Genomic DNA, 15,845 nt, shown 5'->3' with positions numbered 1-15,845 from the left:
GGAGGCCGGCGCCGGCTCCGGCGGGTGGCGGCGACCCCGGGAAGGCGCGGCGGAACGGAGCAGACGGCGCACCGGCAGGGCCTCGGGCCCCGCCGGTGCTGCTGCATGCCCGGAGCGGGGAGGCCCCGGGGCGGAGGTACGGGCGGCGAGGACGGCGGCTTCCCGGGGCCCGGCGGCGTTTAGGGGCTGGGCAGGGGTGCTTTAGACGGGCGGCAGAGGCTGGCCGACGACCGTCCACCGGTCGTCCATCGTCCCGTCCACCTCGCACGCAAAGGATTCGCCATGTCCGAGCGCACTGCTCCATCGGCCGCGTTCTCCCGCCTGCCGTCCCTCACCGGGCTGCGGTTCGTCGCGGCTCTGCTGGTCTTCTTCACCCATCTGTCCGTGGAGGGCTACCTGGCTCCCGGCCCGGCCTCCACGGTGTTCCGCTACGCCTTCGGCCTGGGCTGGGTCGGGGTGGAGTTCTTCTTCATCCTCAGCGGGTTCGTGCTGACCTGGTCGGCCCGGCAGGACGACAGCAGATCCCGGTTCTGGCGGCGCAGGCTGGTGAAGATCTTCCCGACCCACCTGCTGACCTGGCTGGCCGCGCTGCTGCTGGCGCTCTGGGCCGGCGAGACGCTGACGGGCGGCCGCCTGTTGCCGAGTCTCTTCCTGGTGCACGCCTGGGTGCCCGAGCTGGACGTCATGCGGGCCGTCAACCTGCCCAGCTGGTCGCTCAGTTGCGAGCTGGCCTTCTACCTGGCGTTCCCCTGGCTGCGGGCGCTGACCGACCGGATCCGCGCGGACCGGCTCTGGGCCTGGGTGCTGGGTGTGACGGCCGTGATCGTGCTGCTGCCGTTCGCGGACGACGCGTTCGTCCCGGGGAGCCCGCGGCTGCCCGGGCTGGAGATGTCCCTGCTGCAGAACTGGTTCCTGGTGGCCCTGCCCGCCGTGCGGGCGCTGGACTTCGTGCTCGGCGTCCTGCTGGCGAGGATCGTGCTGGCGGGCCGCTGGATCCCGCTCGGGCTGCCCGCGGCGGCGGTCCTGGTGGCGGCCGGCACGGCCCTCCAGCTCGCCCTGGTGCCGACTGTGTACGGGTTCACCGCGACCGTCGCCCTGCCGCTCGCGCTGCTGGTCGCCGCGGCCGCGCAGGCCGATGTCCTCGGCAAGGCGTCACCGTTCCGCAGCCGTACCGCCGTCCGGCTGGGCGAGATCTCCTTCGCCTTCTACATGACGCACCATCTGGTACTGCACTACGTCCGGGTGGCTCTGGGCGAAACCCGGGTGTGGAGCGTCCCGGCGGTGGTCGGGCTGGGTGCGGTGCTGCTGGTGGCGACGATCGGGATGTCCTGGCTGTCGTACCGGTTCGTGGAGCTTCCGGCCGTACGCCGGTGGAGCGACCCGGCGGTGCGTCCGGGAGGGCCGGAGCCGGTGTGCGTCGGCGGCTTGGCCGGGACCTCGACGCCGAGCTGACCACCTGACCGGCCGCCTGACCGGCCGCCTGACCGGCCGCCGGGCGGACCGCTCGGCGCGGGTGCCGTCACCCATGGGCCCGGCCAGGGCCGGACGGTCGTACCCCTCGGGGTGCGGCCGCTTCGGTCCGGGCCGGGTGACGACCGCTCAGGACGGATCGGCTCGAACGGGCGGGCCGTCGGGTCGGTCTTCGGCCGATCTGCTCATTTCCATCCTCGGGGCAGGAGGAAGGGAAACTCGGGCACGCTCAGGGCCGCCGACCCGAGTGTCGGATCGGCGGCCCTCGCAAGGCGCCTGCCGGGCAGTCAGGCGCCCATGATCTGCGATGTCCCCCGAGGGGCCCGGCCCGGAGGGGTTTTCAGGGGCATCAGGTCGACTGTGGTGCCGCGGTGTCCAGTGCCAGGGCACGGGCCGGGCAGAGCTGCTGGGCCAGCCGCACGTCCCCTTCCAGACGGGCGTCGGGCTCCTGCTCCAGCACGTGGACCAGGCCGTCGTCGTCGTGCTCGAAGACGTCCGGCGCGGTCAGGACGCACAGGCCCGCGCCGATGCAGCGGTCGCGGTCGGCGGTGATCAGCATGTCCGCCCCCTCACCAGGCCACCGGCAGGCGTTCCACGCTCTGCATCGTGCCGGTCCGGCGCATCCGCAGCTCCTCGGCCGGCACCGCCAGCCGCAGCCCCGGCAGCCGTCGAACGAGCGTCTCGAAGGCGACCTCCAGCTGGAGCCGGGCGAGGTTCTGGCCGAGGCACTGGTGGATCCCGTAGCCGAAGGTCACATGCTGGCGGCTGCCCCGGGAGATGTCGAAGGCGTACGGGTCCTCGTGCACCCGCTCGTCCCGGTTGACCATGGTCGAGGAGATCACCAGGCCGTCGCCGGCCTTGAGCACATGGCCGTCGATCTCGATGTCGGCCGTGATCCAGCGCACCCCGGCGAAGTCGGTCACCGCGGTGATCCGCAGCAGTTCCTCGATCGCCGTGACCGCCGGCACCTCGCCCGAGCGCAGCGCCGCCAACTGCTCGGGGTGGTCCAGCAGGGCCAGCACGCCGAGCGGGATCATCGAGGAGGTGGTCTCCAGGCCGGCGATCAGCAGCACCATGGTCAGCTGCACGACCTCGTCGTGCGAGAGCTCGCCGGTGTCGACGTGCTCCACCAGCCGGCCCACCAGGCTCTCGCCGCGCTCCTCCTCCTGCGCGGTCACCAGCCGGTCGAGGTAGCGCACCAGTTCGGCCGCGGCGGCCTCGGTGCCGGCCTGGTCCTTGCCCTGCATGATGCCGGCGGTGGCGGACTGGAAGAACGCGTGGTCCTCGTACGGGATCCCCAGCAGCGCCGACATCACCAGGGACGGGATCGGGGCCGCGAAGTGCTCCACCAGGTCGGCGGGCGCACCGATCTCCTCGATGCCGTCGATCAGACCGTTCACGATCCGCTCGATGTCCGGACGCAGGGCCCGGGCGTGCTTCAGGCTGAACTCCGGGTTGAGCAGCCGGCGGTGGTGGTTGTGCAGCGGCGGGTCCTCGCCCACCAGGACCAGCTTGCGGGCCGCCGGGGCACCCAGGTGCGGGGCCATCGTGGGGTACTCGTCGTAACTGCGGTCGGACGACAGGCGTTCGTCCGCCAACAGGCGGCGGCCCTCCTCGTAGCCGGTGATCAGCCACACCTGGCGGCCGTCCCACAGGGTGACCTTGTTGATCGGGCCGCGTTCGCTGATCTCGCGGTACACGTCCGGGGGCTGGTAAGGGCAAGTACGGCGCACCGGGAACGACGGTGCTTCGACGGAACTGACGGACAACGCGGCCTCCGAGCGGACGTTCCCGGAATGACCACCGGGAAGAAGTCGGGTATCTCCGGCGCATGCTAGTTCTGTTGCGGGGAAAGGGTCCACGTCCCTTCCGGTCGGCATTAACCGGCGCATTGTCACCGCTTTAGCGGGTGGTTCAGAACCGGCGCCGGGGCGATTTAGAGGGGATGCCGGACCGGTTTAGAGGCGCTGCCTAGGGTGATCATCGCGCTGCTTTCCGGCGCCTCAGGAATATCCGCGAACGGAGTTGTGGCATGGCATCGATCACCCTTCCCGGCCCGCTGGGCACCGCCGCCGACACCCTGCGGGGCTGGCTGCTCGCCCGGCTGACGGTGCCGCCGTTCGGCCCGAAGGGCCCCAACCCCGCCGTCGGCGAGCCCGAGAACCTGCTCTACCTCACCGACCTGGTCGAGACGCTGGTCAGCTACGACTCCAACAACGAGGACTTCGAGGGCGCCTCGCCCACCCTGGACGACCTCGCCCACGTCCGCTACGAGCTGCGCGACCAGAAGGGCGTCCTGCTCGGGGCCACGAAGGGCATCGGCCAGATGCTGCGCAAGGGCCCGGAGGGCAACTTCCTGGCCTACTTCTCGGAGGAGATCCGGCTGCTGGACGGCACCGTCATCCGCACCGGCGGCGTCGTCGACGACGCCCGGCTCACCGCCGGCGAGCAGCAGACCATCAAGGCCGTCGCGGTGGCGGGGCCGCTGCGGGGCGCCATCGGCTTCCGGCAGTTCCGCCCGGTGGAGACCCACAAGTCGTACGCCTCCGCGATCGTCCTCTACCGCCGCTGAGCCGGCGCCGGCCGCGAGCCGGCCCGCCGGGCCACCCGCACGACCGAGCCACGACACCGGGAGCAGACCGTATGGACCCCGCAGAGATCCGCATCCTGGCGGCCGGCACCGCACTGCCCGGCCCGCCCATCGACAACGCCACCCTGGGGCGCCGGTTCGGGATGGACGCGCTCTGGGAGCAGTGGGTGGACGTCTTCATCGGCACCCGCTCCCGCCACCTCGCCCTCGATCTGGAGACCGGCGAGCAGCGTGACACCCTCGCCGACCTGGGGGAGCGGGCCGGCCGCCGGGCCCTGGCCGCGGCCGGCACCGACCCCGCCGAGATCGACCTCGTCATCCTCGGCACCGCCACCCCCGACTCCCTCATGCCCGCCACGGTGAACCAGATCGCCGACCGGCTCGGCATCGACGGGGTGGCCACCTACCAGCTGCAGTCCGGCTGCTCCGGCGCGGTGCAGGCGCTCGACCTGGCCCGGCAGCTGCTCTCCACCGGCCGGCACCGCACGGCCCTGGTGCTGGGCGGGGACGTCATCGCCAAGCACTACGACCTCTCGGTCGACCTGCGCACCGTCCCGCCGGCCGAACTGGTCAACTACGTGCTCTTCGGCGACGCGGCGGGGGCCGCGGTGCTCAGCGGCGACCCGGCTGCCGGCCGGACCGCCGTGCGGACCTCCTTCGTCCAACTCGTCGGGCTGGGGCGGCCGCCGGGGCAGGTCCTGGAGTGGTTCGGGCCGGTCGACCGGCACAGTGACCGGCCGTCGGCCAAGGAGGACTACAAGGCGATCGAGGAGTCCGTGCCGGTGCTGTCCGAGGAGATCCTGCACCGGTTGCTCGACGACCTCGGCTGGAAGGGCACCGAGCTGACCCACCTGCTGCCGCCGCAGCTCTCCACCCAGATGACGAAACGGATCGTCGAACGGCTGGCGCTGAGCGGCGCCGAGGAGATCAGCTGCGTCGGCGACACCGCCAACACCGGCAACGCCCTGGTCTTCTTCCAGCTGGACCAGCTGCTGCCCCGGCTCGCCCCCGGCGACCGGGTGGCCGCCATCGCGGTCGAGTCCAGCAAGTGGATCAAGTCCGGGTTCGCCCTGGAACACGTCTGACCGTCCGACCGGTCCGACCCGCACCACCCGGGCGACCCTGGCCCCGCCGGCGGCGGCCCGACGTCCCATGCCCGGCCCCCACAACCGGGCCCTGCCACCGGCCCCCGGGCCCGTCGCCGCCGCATCGCCGTCGCCTGCGCACCGCCGTCACCCCCACAGCCCCGCACCTCCGTCACCGCGAACTCCCGAAGGGCAGAGCACGCATGTCGAACGACGAGAAGCTCCGCGACTACCTGAAGCGCGTCACGGCCAACCTGCAGGACACCCGCCTGCGCCTTGAGGAGGCCGAGGCCAGGTACACGGAGCCGATCGCGATCATCGGTATGGCGTGCCGTTATCCGGGGGGTGTCGCCTCGCCGGACGATCTGTGGCGGCTGGTGGCGGAGGGGCGTGAGGCGCTGTCGGAGTTCCCGTCGGACCGGGGCTGGGACCTGGACGGGCTCTACGACCCGGACCCGGACCACACCGGCACCGCGTACACCCGGCACGGCGGATTCCTCACCGGCGCCGCCGACTTCGACGCCGACTTCTTCGGCATCAGCCCCCGCGAGAGCAGCACCATCGACCCGCAGCAGCGCCTCCTGCTGGAGACGGCCTGGGAGGCGATGGAGAGCGCCGGCCTGGACCCGGCGGCGCTGCGCGCCACCCCGGTCGGCGTCTTCACCGGAATCATGTACAACGACTACGGCTCCCGCCTCAACCCGCTGCCCGCGGCGGTCGAGGGGCAGATCGGCATCGGCAGCGCGCCGAGCATCGCCTCCGGCCGGATCGCCTACACCTACGGGTTCGAGGGCCCGGCGGTGACGGTCGACACCGCCTGCTCGTCCTCGCTGGTCGCCCTGCACCTGGCCGCGCAGGCGCTGCGCTCCGGCGAGTGCACGCTCGCCCTGGCGGGCGGTGCCACCGTGATGTCCACCCCCAACACCTTCGTGGAGTTCAGCCGTCAGCGCGGTCTCTCCCCGGACGGTCGCTGCAAGGCGTTCTCCGCCGACGCGGACGGCACCGGCTGGGGCGAGGGCGCGGCGCTGCTGCTGGTGGAGCGGCTGTCGGACGCGCAGGCCAACGGGCACCCCGTCCTCGCGGTGGTGCGCGGTTCGGCCGTCAACCAGGACGGCACCAGCAGCCAGCTCTCGGCCCCGCACGGTCCTTCGCAGGAGCGGGTGATCCGGGCGGCGCTGGCGTCGGCCGGGCTGAGCGCGGCGGACGTGGACGCGGTGGAGGCGCACGGGACGGGCACCCGGCTGGGTGACCCGATCGAGGCGCGGGCGCTGCTGTCGACGTACGGACAGGGGCGGCCGGCCGGGCGGCCGTTGTGGCTGGGCTCGGTCAAGTCGAACATCGGGCACGCGCAGGCGGCGGCCGGTGTGGCCGGGGTGATCAAGGTGGTGCAGGCGCTGCGGCACGAGGTGCTGCCGGCCACCCTGCACGTCGGTGAGCCGACCGGCGAGGTGGACTGGGAGGCGGGCGCGGTGGAGCTGCTGCGTGAGCCGGTGGAGTGGTCGGCCACCGCCGGCAGGCCGCGCCGGGCCGGGGTCTCCGCCTTCGGCATCAGCGGCACCAACGCCCACGTGATCCTCGAACAGGCCCCCGCGACCGTGCGGCCGGCCGCCGCCGAGCCGGCCGCCGCCGAGCCGAACGACGCCGAGCCGACCGAGACGTCGACCGAGACGTCGACCGAGAAGCCGGCGCCGGTGCTGGGTGAGCTTGTCGCCCCGGTGGTGGTGTCGGGTCGGTCGGAGGTGGCGTTGGGTGTGGCGGCTGGGCGGTTGGCGGGTTGGTTGGAGGGTGCGGGTTCGGGTGTGGGGTTGTCGGAGGTTGCTGGGTGGTCGGTGGTGCGTGGGGTGCGGCATGGGTTGGGTGCCGCGGTGGTGTCGGGTGATCGTGGTGAGGTGATTGCGGGGTTGCGGGCGTTGGCGTCGGGGGTGGCGCATCCGGCGGTGGTGTCGGGTGGGTCGTCGGGGTCGCCTGGTCGGGTGGTGTTGGTGTTCCCGGGTCAGGGTTCGCAGTGGGTGGGGATGGGTGTGGCGTTGGCGGGGGTGTCGCCGGTGTTCGCGGGGCGTCTTGCGGAGGCGGGGCGGGCGTTGGCGCCGTTCACGGATTGGTCGTTGGAGGAGGCGTTGGTTGATCCGGTGTTGTTGGAGCGGGTTGATGTGGTGCAGCCGGTGTTGTGGGCGGTGATGGTGTCGTTGGCGGAGTTGTGGCGTTCGTCGGGGTTGCGGGTGGATGGGGTGGTGGGGCATTCGCAGGGGGAGATTGCTGCTGCTGCGGTGTCGGGGGCGTTGAGTCTGGAGGATGCGGCGGCGGTGGTGGCGTTGCGGTCGCGGGCGATCCGGGCGTTGGCGGGTGGGGGTGGGATGGCGTCGGTGCCGTTGTCGGTGGGTGAGGTTGAGGGTCTGTTGTCGGGGTGGGGTGGGGAGTTGGAGGTGGCGGCGGTGAACGGGCCGTCGTCGACAGTGGTGTCGGGTTCGGTTGGTGCGATCTCGGGTTTGGTGGAGTGGGGTGAGGGTGCGGGGGTGCGGGTGCGTCGGGTGCCGGTGGACTACGCGTCGCATTCGGTGCGGGTGGAGTCGTTGCGTGGTGAGTTGTCGGAGGTGTTGAAGGGGGTTCGTCCGCGGGCGTCTTCGGTGCCGTTCTATTCGACGGTGTCGGGTGGGGTGGTGGACGGTGGGTCGTTGGACGCGGAGTACTGGTTCCGGAATCTGCGGTCCCGGGTGTTGTTCGAGGACACGGTGCGGGTGTTGGCGGGGGACGGGTTCACGACGTTTGTGGAGGTGAGTGCGCATCCGGTGTTGACGGTGGGGGTGCAGGAGACGCTGGCCGGGCGTGAGGACGTGTTGGTGACGGGGACGTTGCGGCGTGGGCGGGAGGATCATCGTCCGTTGCTGTCGGCGTTGGCGGCGGTGGAGTTGCGGGGTCACCGGTTGTCGTGGCCGGTGGAGGTGCCGGCGCTCCCGCCGGGCCTGCCCACGTATCCCTTCCAGCACCGCCACTACTGGCTCGACGCCCCCACCCACTCCGGTCGCGGTGACGCCTCCGCACACCCCTTCCTGGACACCGTCGTCGAACGGGCCGACGACGAGGGCCTCGTCCTCACCGGCCGGATCTCCACCCGCAGCCACCCATGGCTGGCCGAGCACGCGGTCGGCGGCACCACGCTCTTCCCGGGCACGGCCTTCGCCGAACTCGCCGCCTCCGCCGCCGGAACGGCCGGCCTCGGCACCGTCGGCGAACTCGTCCTGTCGGCGCCGCTGACCCTGGCCGACGGCGTGCTCGACCTCCAGGTCACCCTGCCGGCCGCGGACAGCGACGGCCGCCGCACCTTCGACGTCTACTCCCGCCCTGAGCAGGGCGGACCGCAGGACTGGACCCACCACGCGACCGGCACCCTCGCCGGCGAACCCCTCGACAGCGCACCGGACTTTCCCGAGCAGTGGCCGCCGCCGGGGGCCGTCGCGCTCGACCTCGCGGTCGCCGCCGACCGCTTCGAAGCCGTCCAGGTCACCTACGGCCCCACCTACCAGGGCCTGCGGGCCGCCTGGCAGCACGGGGAAACCGTCTACGCCGAGGTCGAGCTGCCGGAGGGCGCCCACCCGGACGCCGCCCGCTACGGCATCCACCCCGCCCTGCTCGACGCCGCCCTCCAGGCCGACGTGCTGACCGGCCGGCCGGGCGAGGACGGCGGCGCCCCCGCGCTGCGGCTGCCGTTCGCCTGGACCGGCCTCACCCTGCACGCCGTCGGCGCCACCCTGCTGCGGGTACGCCTCGACCGGCCGGCCCCGGACACGCTCCGCGTCGTGGCCGTCGACCCCGAGGGCGAGCCCGTGCTCACCGTCGAGGCCCTCGCCCTGCGCCCGGTGGACCCCGAGCGGCTGACCTCCCCGGTGGCCGCCCCGCGCGGACCGGCCGTGCCCACCCGCGCCCCGGCCCGCCGCGCCGCCGGCCGCACGGCCGGCGGCTCCACCGCCGACCGCCTGCAGCGGCTGCCCGCCGCCGAGTTGGAGCGGGAGCTGAGCTCCCTCGTCCGCGCCGAGGTCGCCGCGGTGCTCGGCTACGCCACCCCCGAGGAACTCGACCTGGACCGGGCCTTCCGCGACCTCGGCTTCGAATCGCTGACCGCCGTCCAGCTGCGTGACCGGATCGCCGCCGCCACCGGCCTGCGGCTGCCGCCCACGCTGGTGTTCAACCACCCCAGCCCCCGGGCGCTCGCCGCGCACCTGCACGGCCTGCTGCACCAGGGCGACACCCCGGCCGCGGCCGACCGGGCCCCGGTCCGGACGCGGGCCGCCGCCGACGAACCGCTGGCCATCATCGGTATGGCGTGCCGTTACCCGGGGGGTGTGGCCTCGCCGGACGATCTGTGGCGGCTGGTGGCCGAGGGGCGGGAGGCGCTGTCGGAGTTCCCGACGGACCGGGGCTGGGACCTCGACGGGCTCTACGACCCGGACCCGGACCGGCCCGGCACCTCGTACACCCGGCACGGCGGATTCCTGGCCGGCGCCGCCGACTTCGACCCGGGGTTCTTCGGCATCAACCCGCGCGAGGCCCTCGCGATGGACCCGCAGCAGCGGCTGCTGCTGGAGGCTTCCTGGGAGGCGATGGAGAGCGCCGGCCTGGACCCGGCGGCGCTCCGCGCCACCCCGGTCGGCGTCTTCACCGGGCTGATCTACACCGAGTACGGGGGCCGGGTGCGCGGTTCCGCCCCTGAGGCCGAGGGCTACCTCGGCACCGGCAGCGCGGGCAGCGTCGCCTCCGGCCGGATCGCCTACACCTACGGGTTCGAGGGCCCGGCGGTGACGGTCGACACCGCCTGCTCGTCCTCGCTGGTCGCCCTGCACCTCGCGGGCCAAGCGCTGCGCTCCGGCGAGTGCACGCTCGCCCTGGTCGGCGGCGCGACGGTGATGTCGACCCCGGACACGCTGATCGAGTTCAGCCGTCAGCGCGGTCTCTCCCCGGACGGCCGCTGCCGGGCGTTCTCCGCCGACGCGGACGGCACCGGATTCGCCGAAGGCGTGGGCCTGCTGCTGGTGGAGCGGCTGTCGGACGCGCAGGCCAACGGGCACCCCGTGCTCGCGGTGGTGCGCGGTTCGGCCGTCAACCAGGACGGCGCCAGCAACGGACTGACCGCTCCGCACGGTCCTTCGCAGGAGCGGGTGATCCGGGCGGCGCTGGCGTCGGCCGGGTTGAGCGCGGCGGACGTGGACGCGGTGGAGGCGCACGGGACGGGCACCCGGCTGGGCGACCCGATCGAGGCGCAGGCCCTGCTCGCCGCCTACGGACAGGACCGCCCCGAGGACCGCCCGCTGCGACTGGGCTCGATCAAGTCGAACATCGGGCACGCGCAGGCGGCGGCCGGTGTGGCCGGGGTGATCAAGGTGGTGCAGGCGCTGCGGCACGAGGTGCTGCCCGCCACCCTGCACGTCGGCGAGCCCACCGCCCAGGTCGACTGGGAGGCGGGCGCCGTCGAGCTGCTCCGCGAGCCCGTCCCCTGGGCCAGGGGCGACCGGCCGCGCCGGGCCGGGGTCTCCGCCTTCGGCATGAGCGGCACCAACGCGCACGTCCTGATCGAGGAGGCGCCGGCCGTCCCGGTGCCCGCCGTCCCCGTGGCCCCCGCCCCCGCCGAGGAGCCCGCGAATCCGCTGCCCGTTCCGGTGGTGGTGTCGGGTCGGTCGGAGGTGGCGTTGGGTGTGGCGGCTGGTCGGTTGGCGGGTTGGTTGGAGGGTGCGGGTTCGGGTGTGGGGTTGTCGGAGGTTGCTGGGTGGTCGGTGGTGCGTGGGGTGCGGCATGGGTTCGGTGGGGCGGTGGTGTCGGGTGATCGTGGTGAGGTGATTGCGGGGTTGCGGGCGTTGGCGTCGGGGGTGGCGCATCCGGCGGTGGTGTCGGGGCGTGCTTTGGGGTCGCCTGGTCGGGTGGTGTTGGTGTTCCCGGGTCAGGGTTCGCAGTGGGTGGGGATGGGTGTGGCGTTGGCGGGTGTGTCGCCGGTGTTCGCGGGGCGTCTTGCGGAGGCGGGGCGGGCGTTGGCGCCGTTCACGGATTGGTCGTTGGAGGAGGCGTTGGTTGATCCGGTGTTGTTGGAGCGGGTTGATGTGGTGCAGCCGGTGTTGTGGGCGGTGATGGTGTCGTTGGCGGAGTTGTGGCGTTCGTCGGGGTTGCGGGTGGATGGGGTGGTGGGGCATTCGCAGGGGGAGATTGCTGCTGCTGCGGTGTCGGGGGCGTTGAGTCTGGAGGATGCGGCGGCGGTGGTGGCGTTGCGGTCGCGGGCGATCCGGGCGTTGGCGGGTGGGGGTGGGATGGCGTCGGTGCCGTTGTCGGTGGGTGAGGTCGAGGGTCTGTTGTCGGGGTGGGGTGGGGAGTTGGAGGTGGCGGCGGTGAACGGGCCGTCGTCGACAGTGGTGTCGGGTTCGGTTGGTGCGATCTCGGGTTTGGTGGAGTGGGGTGAGGGTGCGGGGGTGCGGGTGCGTCGGGTGCCGGTGGACTACGCGTCGCATTCGGTGCGGGTGGAGTCGTTGCGTGGTGAGTTGTCGGAGGTGTTGAGGGGGGTTCGTCCGCGGGCGTCTTCGGTGCCGTTCTATTCGACGGTGTCGGGTGGGGTGGTGGACGGTGGGTCGTTGGACGCGGAGTACTGGTTCCGGAATCTGCGGTCCCGGGTGTTGTTCGAGGACACGGTGCGGGTGTTGGCGGGGGACGGGTTCACGACGTTCGTGGAGGTGAGTGCGCATCCGGTGTTGACGGTGGGGGTGCAGGAGACGCTGGCCGGGCGTGAGGACGTGTTGGTGACGGGGACGTTGCGGCGTGGGCGGGAGGATCATCGTCCGTTGCTGTCGGCGTTGGCGGCGGTGGAGTTGCAGGGTCACCGGTTGTCGTGGCCGGTGGAGGTGCCGGCGCTCCCGCCGGGCCTGCCCACGTATCCCTTCCAGCACCGCCACTACTGGCTCGACGCCGCCCCCGACATCAGCGACCCCGGGCACCTCGGCCTGCACACCGCCGGCCACCCGCTGCTGGACGCCACCACCGACCTGCCGGACGGCACCACCCTCTGGACCAGCCGGATCTCGGGGAGCACCCACCCGTGGCTGCTCGACCACGCCGTCACCGGCACCCCGCTGCTGCCCGCCACCGCCTTCGTGGAGCTGGCCCTGCACGCCGGCCACCGGGGCGCCGTCCCGCAGCTGGCCGAACTCACCCTGGAGGCGGCCCTGCTGCTCGGCGACGGCGCCGTGCACGTCCAGACCACCGTGCAGCCCGCCGACGACTCCGGCGCCCGGGCGCTGGCCGTCCACTCCCGGCCCGCCACCGCGGGCCCGGATGAGCCGTGGACCCGGCACGCCACGGCCCTCCTCGTGCCGCAGTCCGGCCTGCCCGCCGGGCCGGAGCCGGCCGGTGCCTGGCCGCCGCCCGGCGCCGTCGCCGTCGACACCACGGCGCTGTACGACACGCTGGCCGGGCACGGCTACGACTACGGTCCGGCCTTCCAGGGGGTCCGCGCCGTCTGGCGGCTCGACGGCGTCGTCCACGCGGAGATCGCCCTGCCCGAGGACCACGCGGCGGAGGCCGCCCGCTACGGCATCCACCCCGCCCTGCTCGACGCCGCCCTGCACCCACTGGCCGCGGGCCTGCTCGCCGACGGCACACCGGACGGCGACGCCCCGGCCACCGCCCTGCCCTTCGCCTGGACGGGCGTCACCCTGGCCGCGACCGGCGCCGGCACGATCCGGGTCCGCCTGGAGCGGACGGGCCCCGACTCGGTCGCCCTGACCGCCACCGACCCGGCGGGCGGCCCGGTCGCGGCCGTCGAGCGGATCGCCCTACGACCGCTGGCCCCCGGCGCGCTGGCCGCGGTCCGCCCGCCCCGCCGCCACCAGGACGGGCTGCACCACCTGGCCTGGAAGCCCTCCGGGGCCCTCCCCGCGGACCGCGCCGACTGGGTCCGGCTGCCCGAGCAAGTCCTGGGGGCCGGCGCGGCCCTGCCCGACGCGGCCACGCTCTTCACCGAGGGTGACGCGAAGGCACCCGCCGGCGCCGTCCTGCCGCTCACCGTCCCGCCCGGCACCGACGTCGTCGCGGCCACCGCCGAACTGCTCGGCCTGGTCCGCAGCTGGCCCGCCCAGGAGCACCTGGCCGGCACCCGGCTGACCGTGCTGACCCGGCACGCCGTCACCACCGGCCCCGCCGACGGCCGGGTCGAGCCCGTCGCCGCGGCCCTCTGGGGCCTGCTGCGGAGCGCCGCGACCGAGCACCCCGGCCGCTTCGCCCTGCTCGACACCGACGACCGGCCCGGCTCGTCCGACGTCCTGGGCGCCGCCCTCGCGCTGGACGAGCCGCAGCTCGCCCTACGCGGGGGTGAGGTCCTCAACCCGGCGGTGGTCCCGCTGCCCGCCGGACCGGACCTCACCGCGCCCGCCGAGGGCGGTGCGTGGCGGCTCACCCCGACCGGCGACACCCTCGACGCCCTCGCCCTGCTGCCCGCACCGGACGCCGAGCGCCCGCTCCTCCCCGGGGAGGTGCGCATCGCCGTCCGCGCCGCCGGGCTGAACTTCCGCGACGTGCTCATCACCCTCGGCGTCTACCCGGACCAGGCACAGCTCGGCACCGAGGCGGCCGGGGTGGTCACCGCCGTCGGGGAGGGCGTCAGCACGCTCGCCCCCGGCGACCGGGTCACCGGACTGGTGAACGGCGGGATCGGGCCGGTCGCGGTCACCGACCACCGGCTCCTCGCGAGGATCCCCGCCGGCTGGACCTTCGCCCAGGCCGCCGCCGTGCCCGCGGCCTACCTCACCGCCTACTACGCGCTGGTCGACCTGGCCGCCCTGCGCCCCGGCGAACGGCTGCTGGTGCACTCGGCGGCCGGCGGGGTCGGCATCGCCGCCGTCCAGCTCGCCACCCACCTCGGGGCCGAGGTGTTCGGCACCGCCGGGCCCGGCAAGTGGGAGGTGCTCGCGGCGCTCGGCATCGACCCGGCCCGCACCGCCTCCTCGCGGACGCTGGACTTCGAGCGGCAGTTCCTGGCGACCACGGCGGGGGAGGGCCTGGACGTGGTGCTGAACTCCTTCACCGACGACTTCGTCGACGCCTCCCTGCGACTGCTCCCGCGCGGCGGCCGTTTCGTCGAGATGGGCAAGGCCGACCTGCGGGACCCGGCCACCGTGGCCGGGCTGCACCCCGGCGTGACGTACCGCTCCTTCGACCTGCTGGAGGCCGGGCCGCAGCGCATCGGCGAACTGCTCACCGAACTGCTGGCGCTGTTCGGGAGCGGGGCGCTGAGCCTGCCCCCGGTCACCGTCTGGCCGGTCGGCCGGGCCGGTGAGGCGATCCGCCATCTCGGCCAGGCCCGGCACACCGGCAAGGTGGTCGTCACCGTCCCCGCGCCGCTCGACCCGGCGGGCACCGTCCTGGTCACCGGAGGCACCGGCACCCTCGGCGCGCTGACCGCCCGCCACCTCGTCCGGGAGCACGGCGCCCGGCACCTGCTGCTGGTCGGCCGGCAGGGACCGCAGGCACCCGGCGCGGCCGAGCTGGCGGCCGAGCTGACCGGCCTGGGCGCGCAGGTCACCGTCGCCGCCTGCGACGTCTCCGACCGCGACACTGTCGCGGAACTGCTCGCCGGTGTCCCCGCCGAGCACCCGCTGACCCTGGTGGTGCACGCCGCCGGCGCCCTGGCCGACGGTGTGCTGGAGACCCTCGACGCGGAGCGGCTGGAGGCCGTCCTCGGCCCGAAGGCCCGCGCCGCCGGACACCTGGACGAGCTGACCCGGCAGGCGGACCTCGCCGACCTGGTGTTGTTCTCCTCCGTCTCCGGTGTGCTCGGCGGCGGCGGGCAGGCCAACTACGCGGCCGCCAACGCCTACCTGGACGCCCTCGCCCAGCGCCGCGCCGCCGACGGCCTCCCCGCGACCTCGCTCGCCTGGGGCCTGTGGCAGCGGGCGAGCGGTCTGACCGGTCACCTGGACGGCACCGACCGGGCGCGGCTGGCCCGCGGCGGCCTGGTGCCGCTGGGCGACCACGAGGGCCTGGCGCTGCTGGACGCGGCCCGGCGGACGGGGCGGCCGGCCGTCGTCACGGCCCGGTTCGACCTGCGGGCCGACGCCGGTCCGGACGACGTCCCGGCGCTGCTGCGGTCCCTGGTCCGTACCCCGGCCCGGCGCAGCGCCGCCGCCGGGCCCGCCGCCGGGGCACCCGGCTCGCTGGCGACGCGGCTGGCCGCACTGGACGCGGCCGGCCGGGCCGAGGCCCTGCTGCAGCTGGTGCGCTCGCAGGCCGCGGCCGTCCTCGGACACGGCACCGTCGACGAGGTCGCCGACGACCGGGCGTTCAAGGAGATCGGCTTCGACTCGCTGACCGCCGTCGAGCTGCGCAACCGGCTCGGCGCGGCGACCGGACTGCGGCTGCCTCCCACCACCGTGTTCGACCATCCCACCCCGCAGGCCCTGGCCGGTCATCTGCACCGGACCCTCGCCCCCGAGGACGACGGCCCCGACCCGCTGCTGCGCGAACTCGACCGGCTGGAGGCCCTGCTGCCGGCGCTGGCCGCCGCCGAGGGCACCCGCGGCGCGGTCGGCCGGCGGCTGCGGGAACTGCTCTGGCGCTTCGACGACGGCCCGGCCGAGGCCGCCGCGCAGTCGGCGACCGACCTGGCGACGGCCACCGACGAGGAACTGTTCGCCGCCCTGGACGACGAGTTCGAACGACCCGGAACGGAGTTCTGA

Annotated in this window: 6 protein-coding genes; 4 read left to right on the top strand and 2 right to left on the bottom strand. The window is 74.1% G+C overall.

Annotated features, from left to right (window positions below):
- Positions 1-282 precede the first annotated feature (282 nt).
- Entirely contained in the window at positions 283-1,452 is a 1,170-nt protein-coding gene (locus OG689_RS04780) for an acyltransferase (protein WP_266317997.1), read from the top strand.
- A 367-nt stretch (positions 1,453-1,819) separates the two neighbouring features.
- Here the strand turns inward: OG689_RS04780 and OG689_RS04775 are convergent, their stop codons facing one another.
- Both OG689_RS04775 and OG689_RS04770 read right to left on the bottom strand, forming a co-directional pair.
- The gene (locus tag OG689_RS04775) at positions 1,820-2,029 is read right to left on the bottom strand and encodes a ferredoxin (RefSeq protein WP_266317994.1); all 210 of its coding nucleotides are present in this window, start codon (positions 2,027-2,029) and stop codon (positions 1,820-1,822) included.
- A 10-nt stretch (positions 2,030-2,039) separates the two neighbouring features.
- Positions 2,040-3,239, bottom strand: coding sequence for a cytochrome P450 (locus OG689_RS04770; RefSeq protein ID WP_266317993.1), 1,200 nt, complete (start codon positions 3,237-3,239; stop codon positions 2,040-2,042).
- A 263-nt stretch (positions 3,240-3,502) separates the two neighbouring features.
- Between OG689_RS04770 and OG689_RS04765 the strand changes: the two genes are divergently transcribed.
- The 3 genes from OG689_RS04765 to OG689_RS04755 all read left to right on the top strand — a co-directional run bounded on the left by OG689_RS04765 (position 3,503) and on the right by OG689_RS04755 (position 15,845).
- A complete protein-coding gene (locus OG689_RS04765) occupies positions 3,503-4,042 on the top strand; it encodes a hypothetical protein (RefSeq protein ID WP_229913418.1) in 540 nt (179 codons plus the stop codon).
- 71 nt (positions 4,043-4,113) lie between these two features.
- Entirely contained in the window at positions 4,114-5,145 is a 1,032-nt protein-coding gene (locus OG689_RS04760; protein WP_266317983.1) for a 3-oxoacyl-ACP synthase III family protein, read from the top strand.
- Positions 5,146-5,348: 203 nt separating this feature from the next.
- On the top strand, positions 5,349-15,845 hold the full coding sequence (locus tag OG689_RS04755; protein WP_266317982.1) for a type I polyketide synthase: 10,497 nt from the start codon (positions 5,349-5,351) through the stop codon (positions 15,843-15,845).

Origin of the sequence: Kitasatospora sp. NBC_00240 (assembly GCF_026342405.1) — a bacterium.
GTDB lineage: Bacteria > Actinomycetota > Actinomycetes > Streptomycetales > Streptomycetaceae > Kitasatospora.
The sequence above is the reverse complement of the archived record's forward strand: the minus strand, read 5'-3'. Positions and strand labels throughout refer to the sequence as shown.

Excerpts from the sequence above, each read along its gene's own strand:
- OG689_RS04765 (WP_229913418.1), top strand. The coding sequence starts at position 3,503 with ATGGCATCGATCACCCTTCCCGGCCCGCTGGGCACCGCCGCCGACACC.
- OG689_RS04760 (WP_266317983.1), top strand. The coding sequence starts at position 4,114 with ATGGACCCCGCAGAGATCCGCATCCTGGCGGCCGGCACCGCACTGCCC.
- OG689_RS04775 (WP_266317994.1), bottom strand. The coding sequence starts at position 2,029 with ATGCTGATCACCGCCGACCGCGACCGCTGCATCGGCGCGGGCCTGTGC.
- OG689_RS04780 (WP_266317997.1), top strand. The coding sequence starts at position 283 with ATGTCCGAGCGCACTGCTCCATCGGCCGCGTTCTCCCGCCTGCCGTCC.
- OG689_RS04755 (WP_266317982.1), top strand. The coding sequence starts at position 5,349 with ATGTCGAACGACGAGAAGCTCCGCGACTACCTGAAGCGCGTCACGGCC.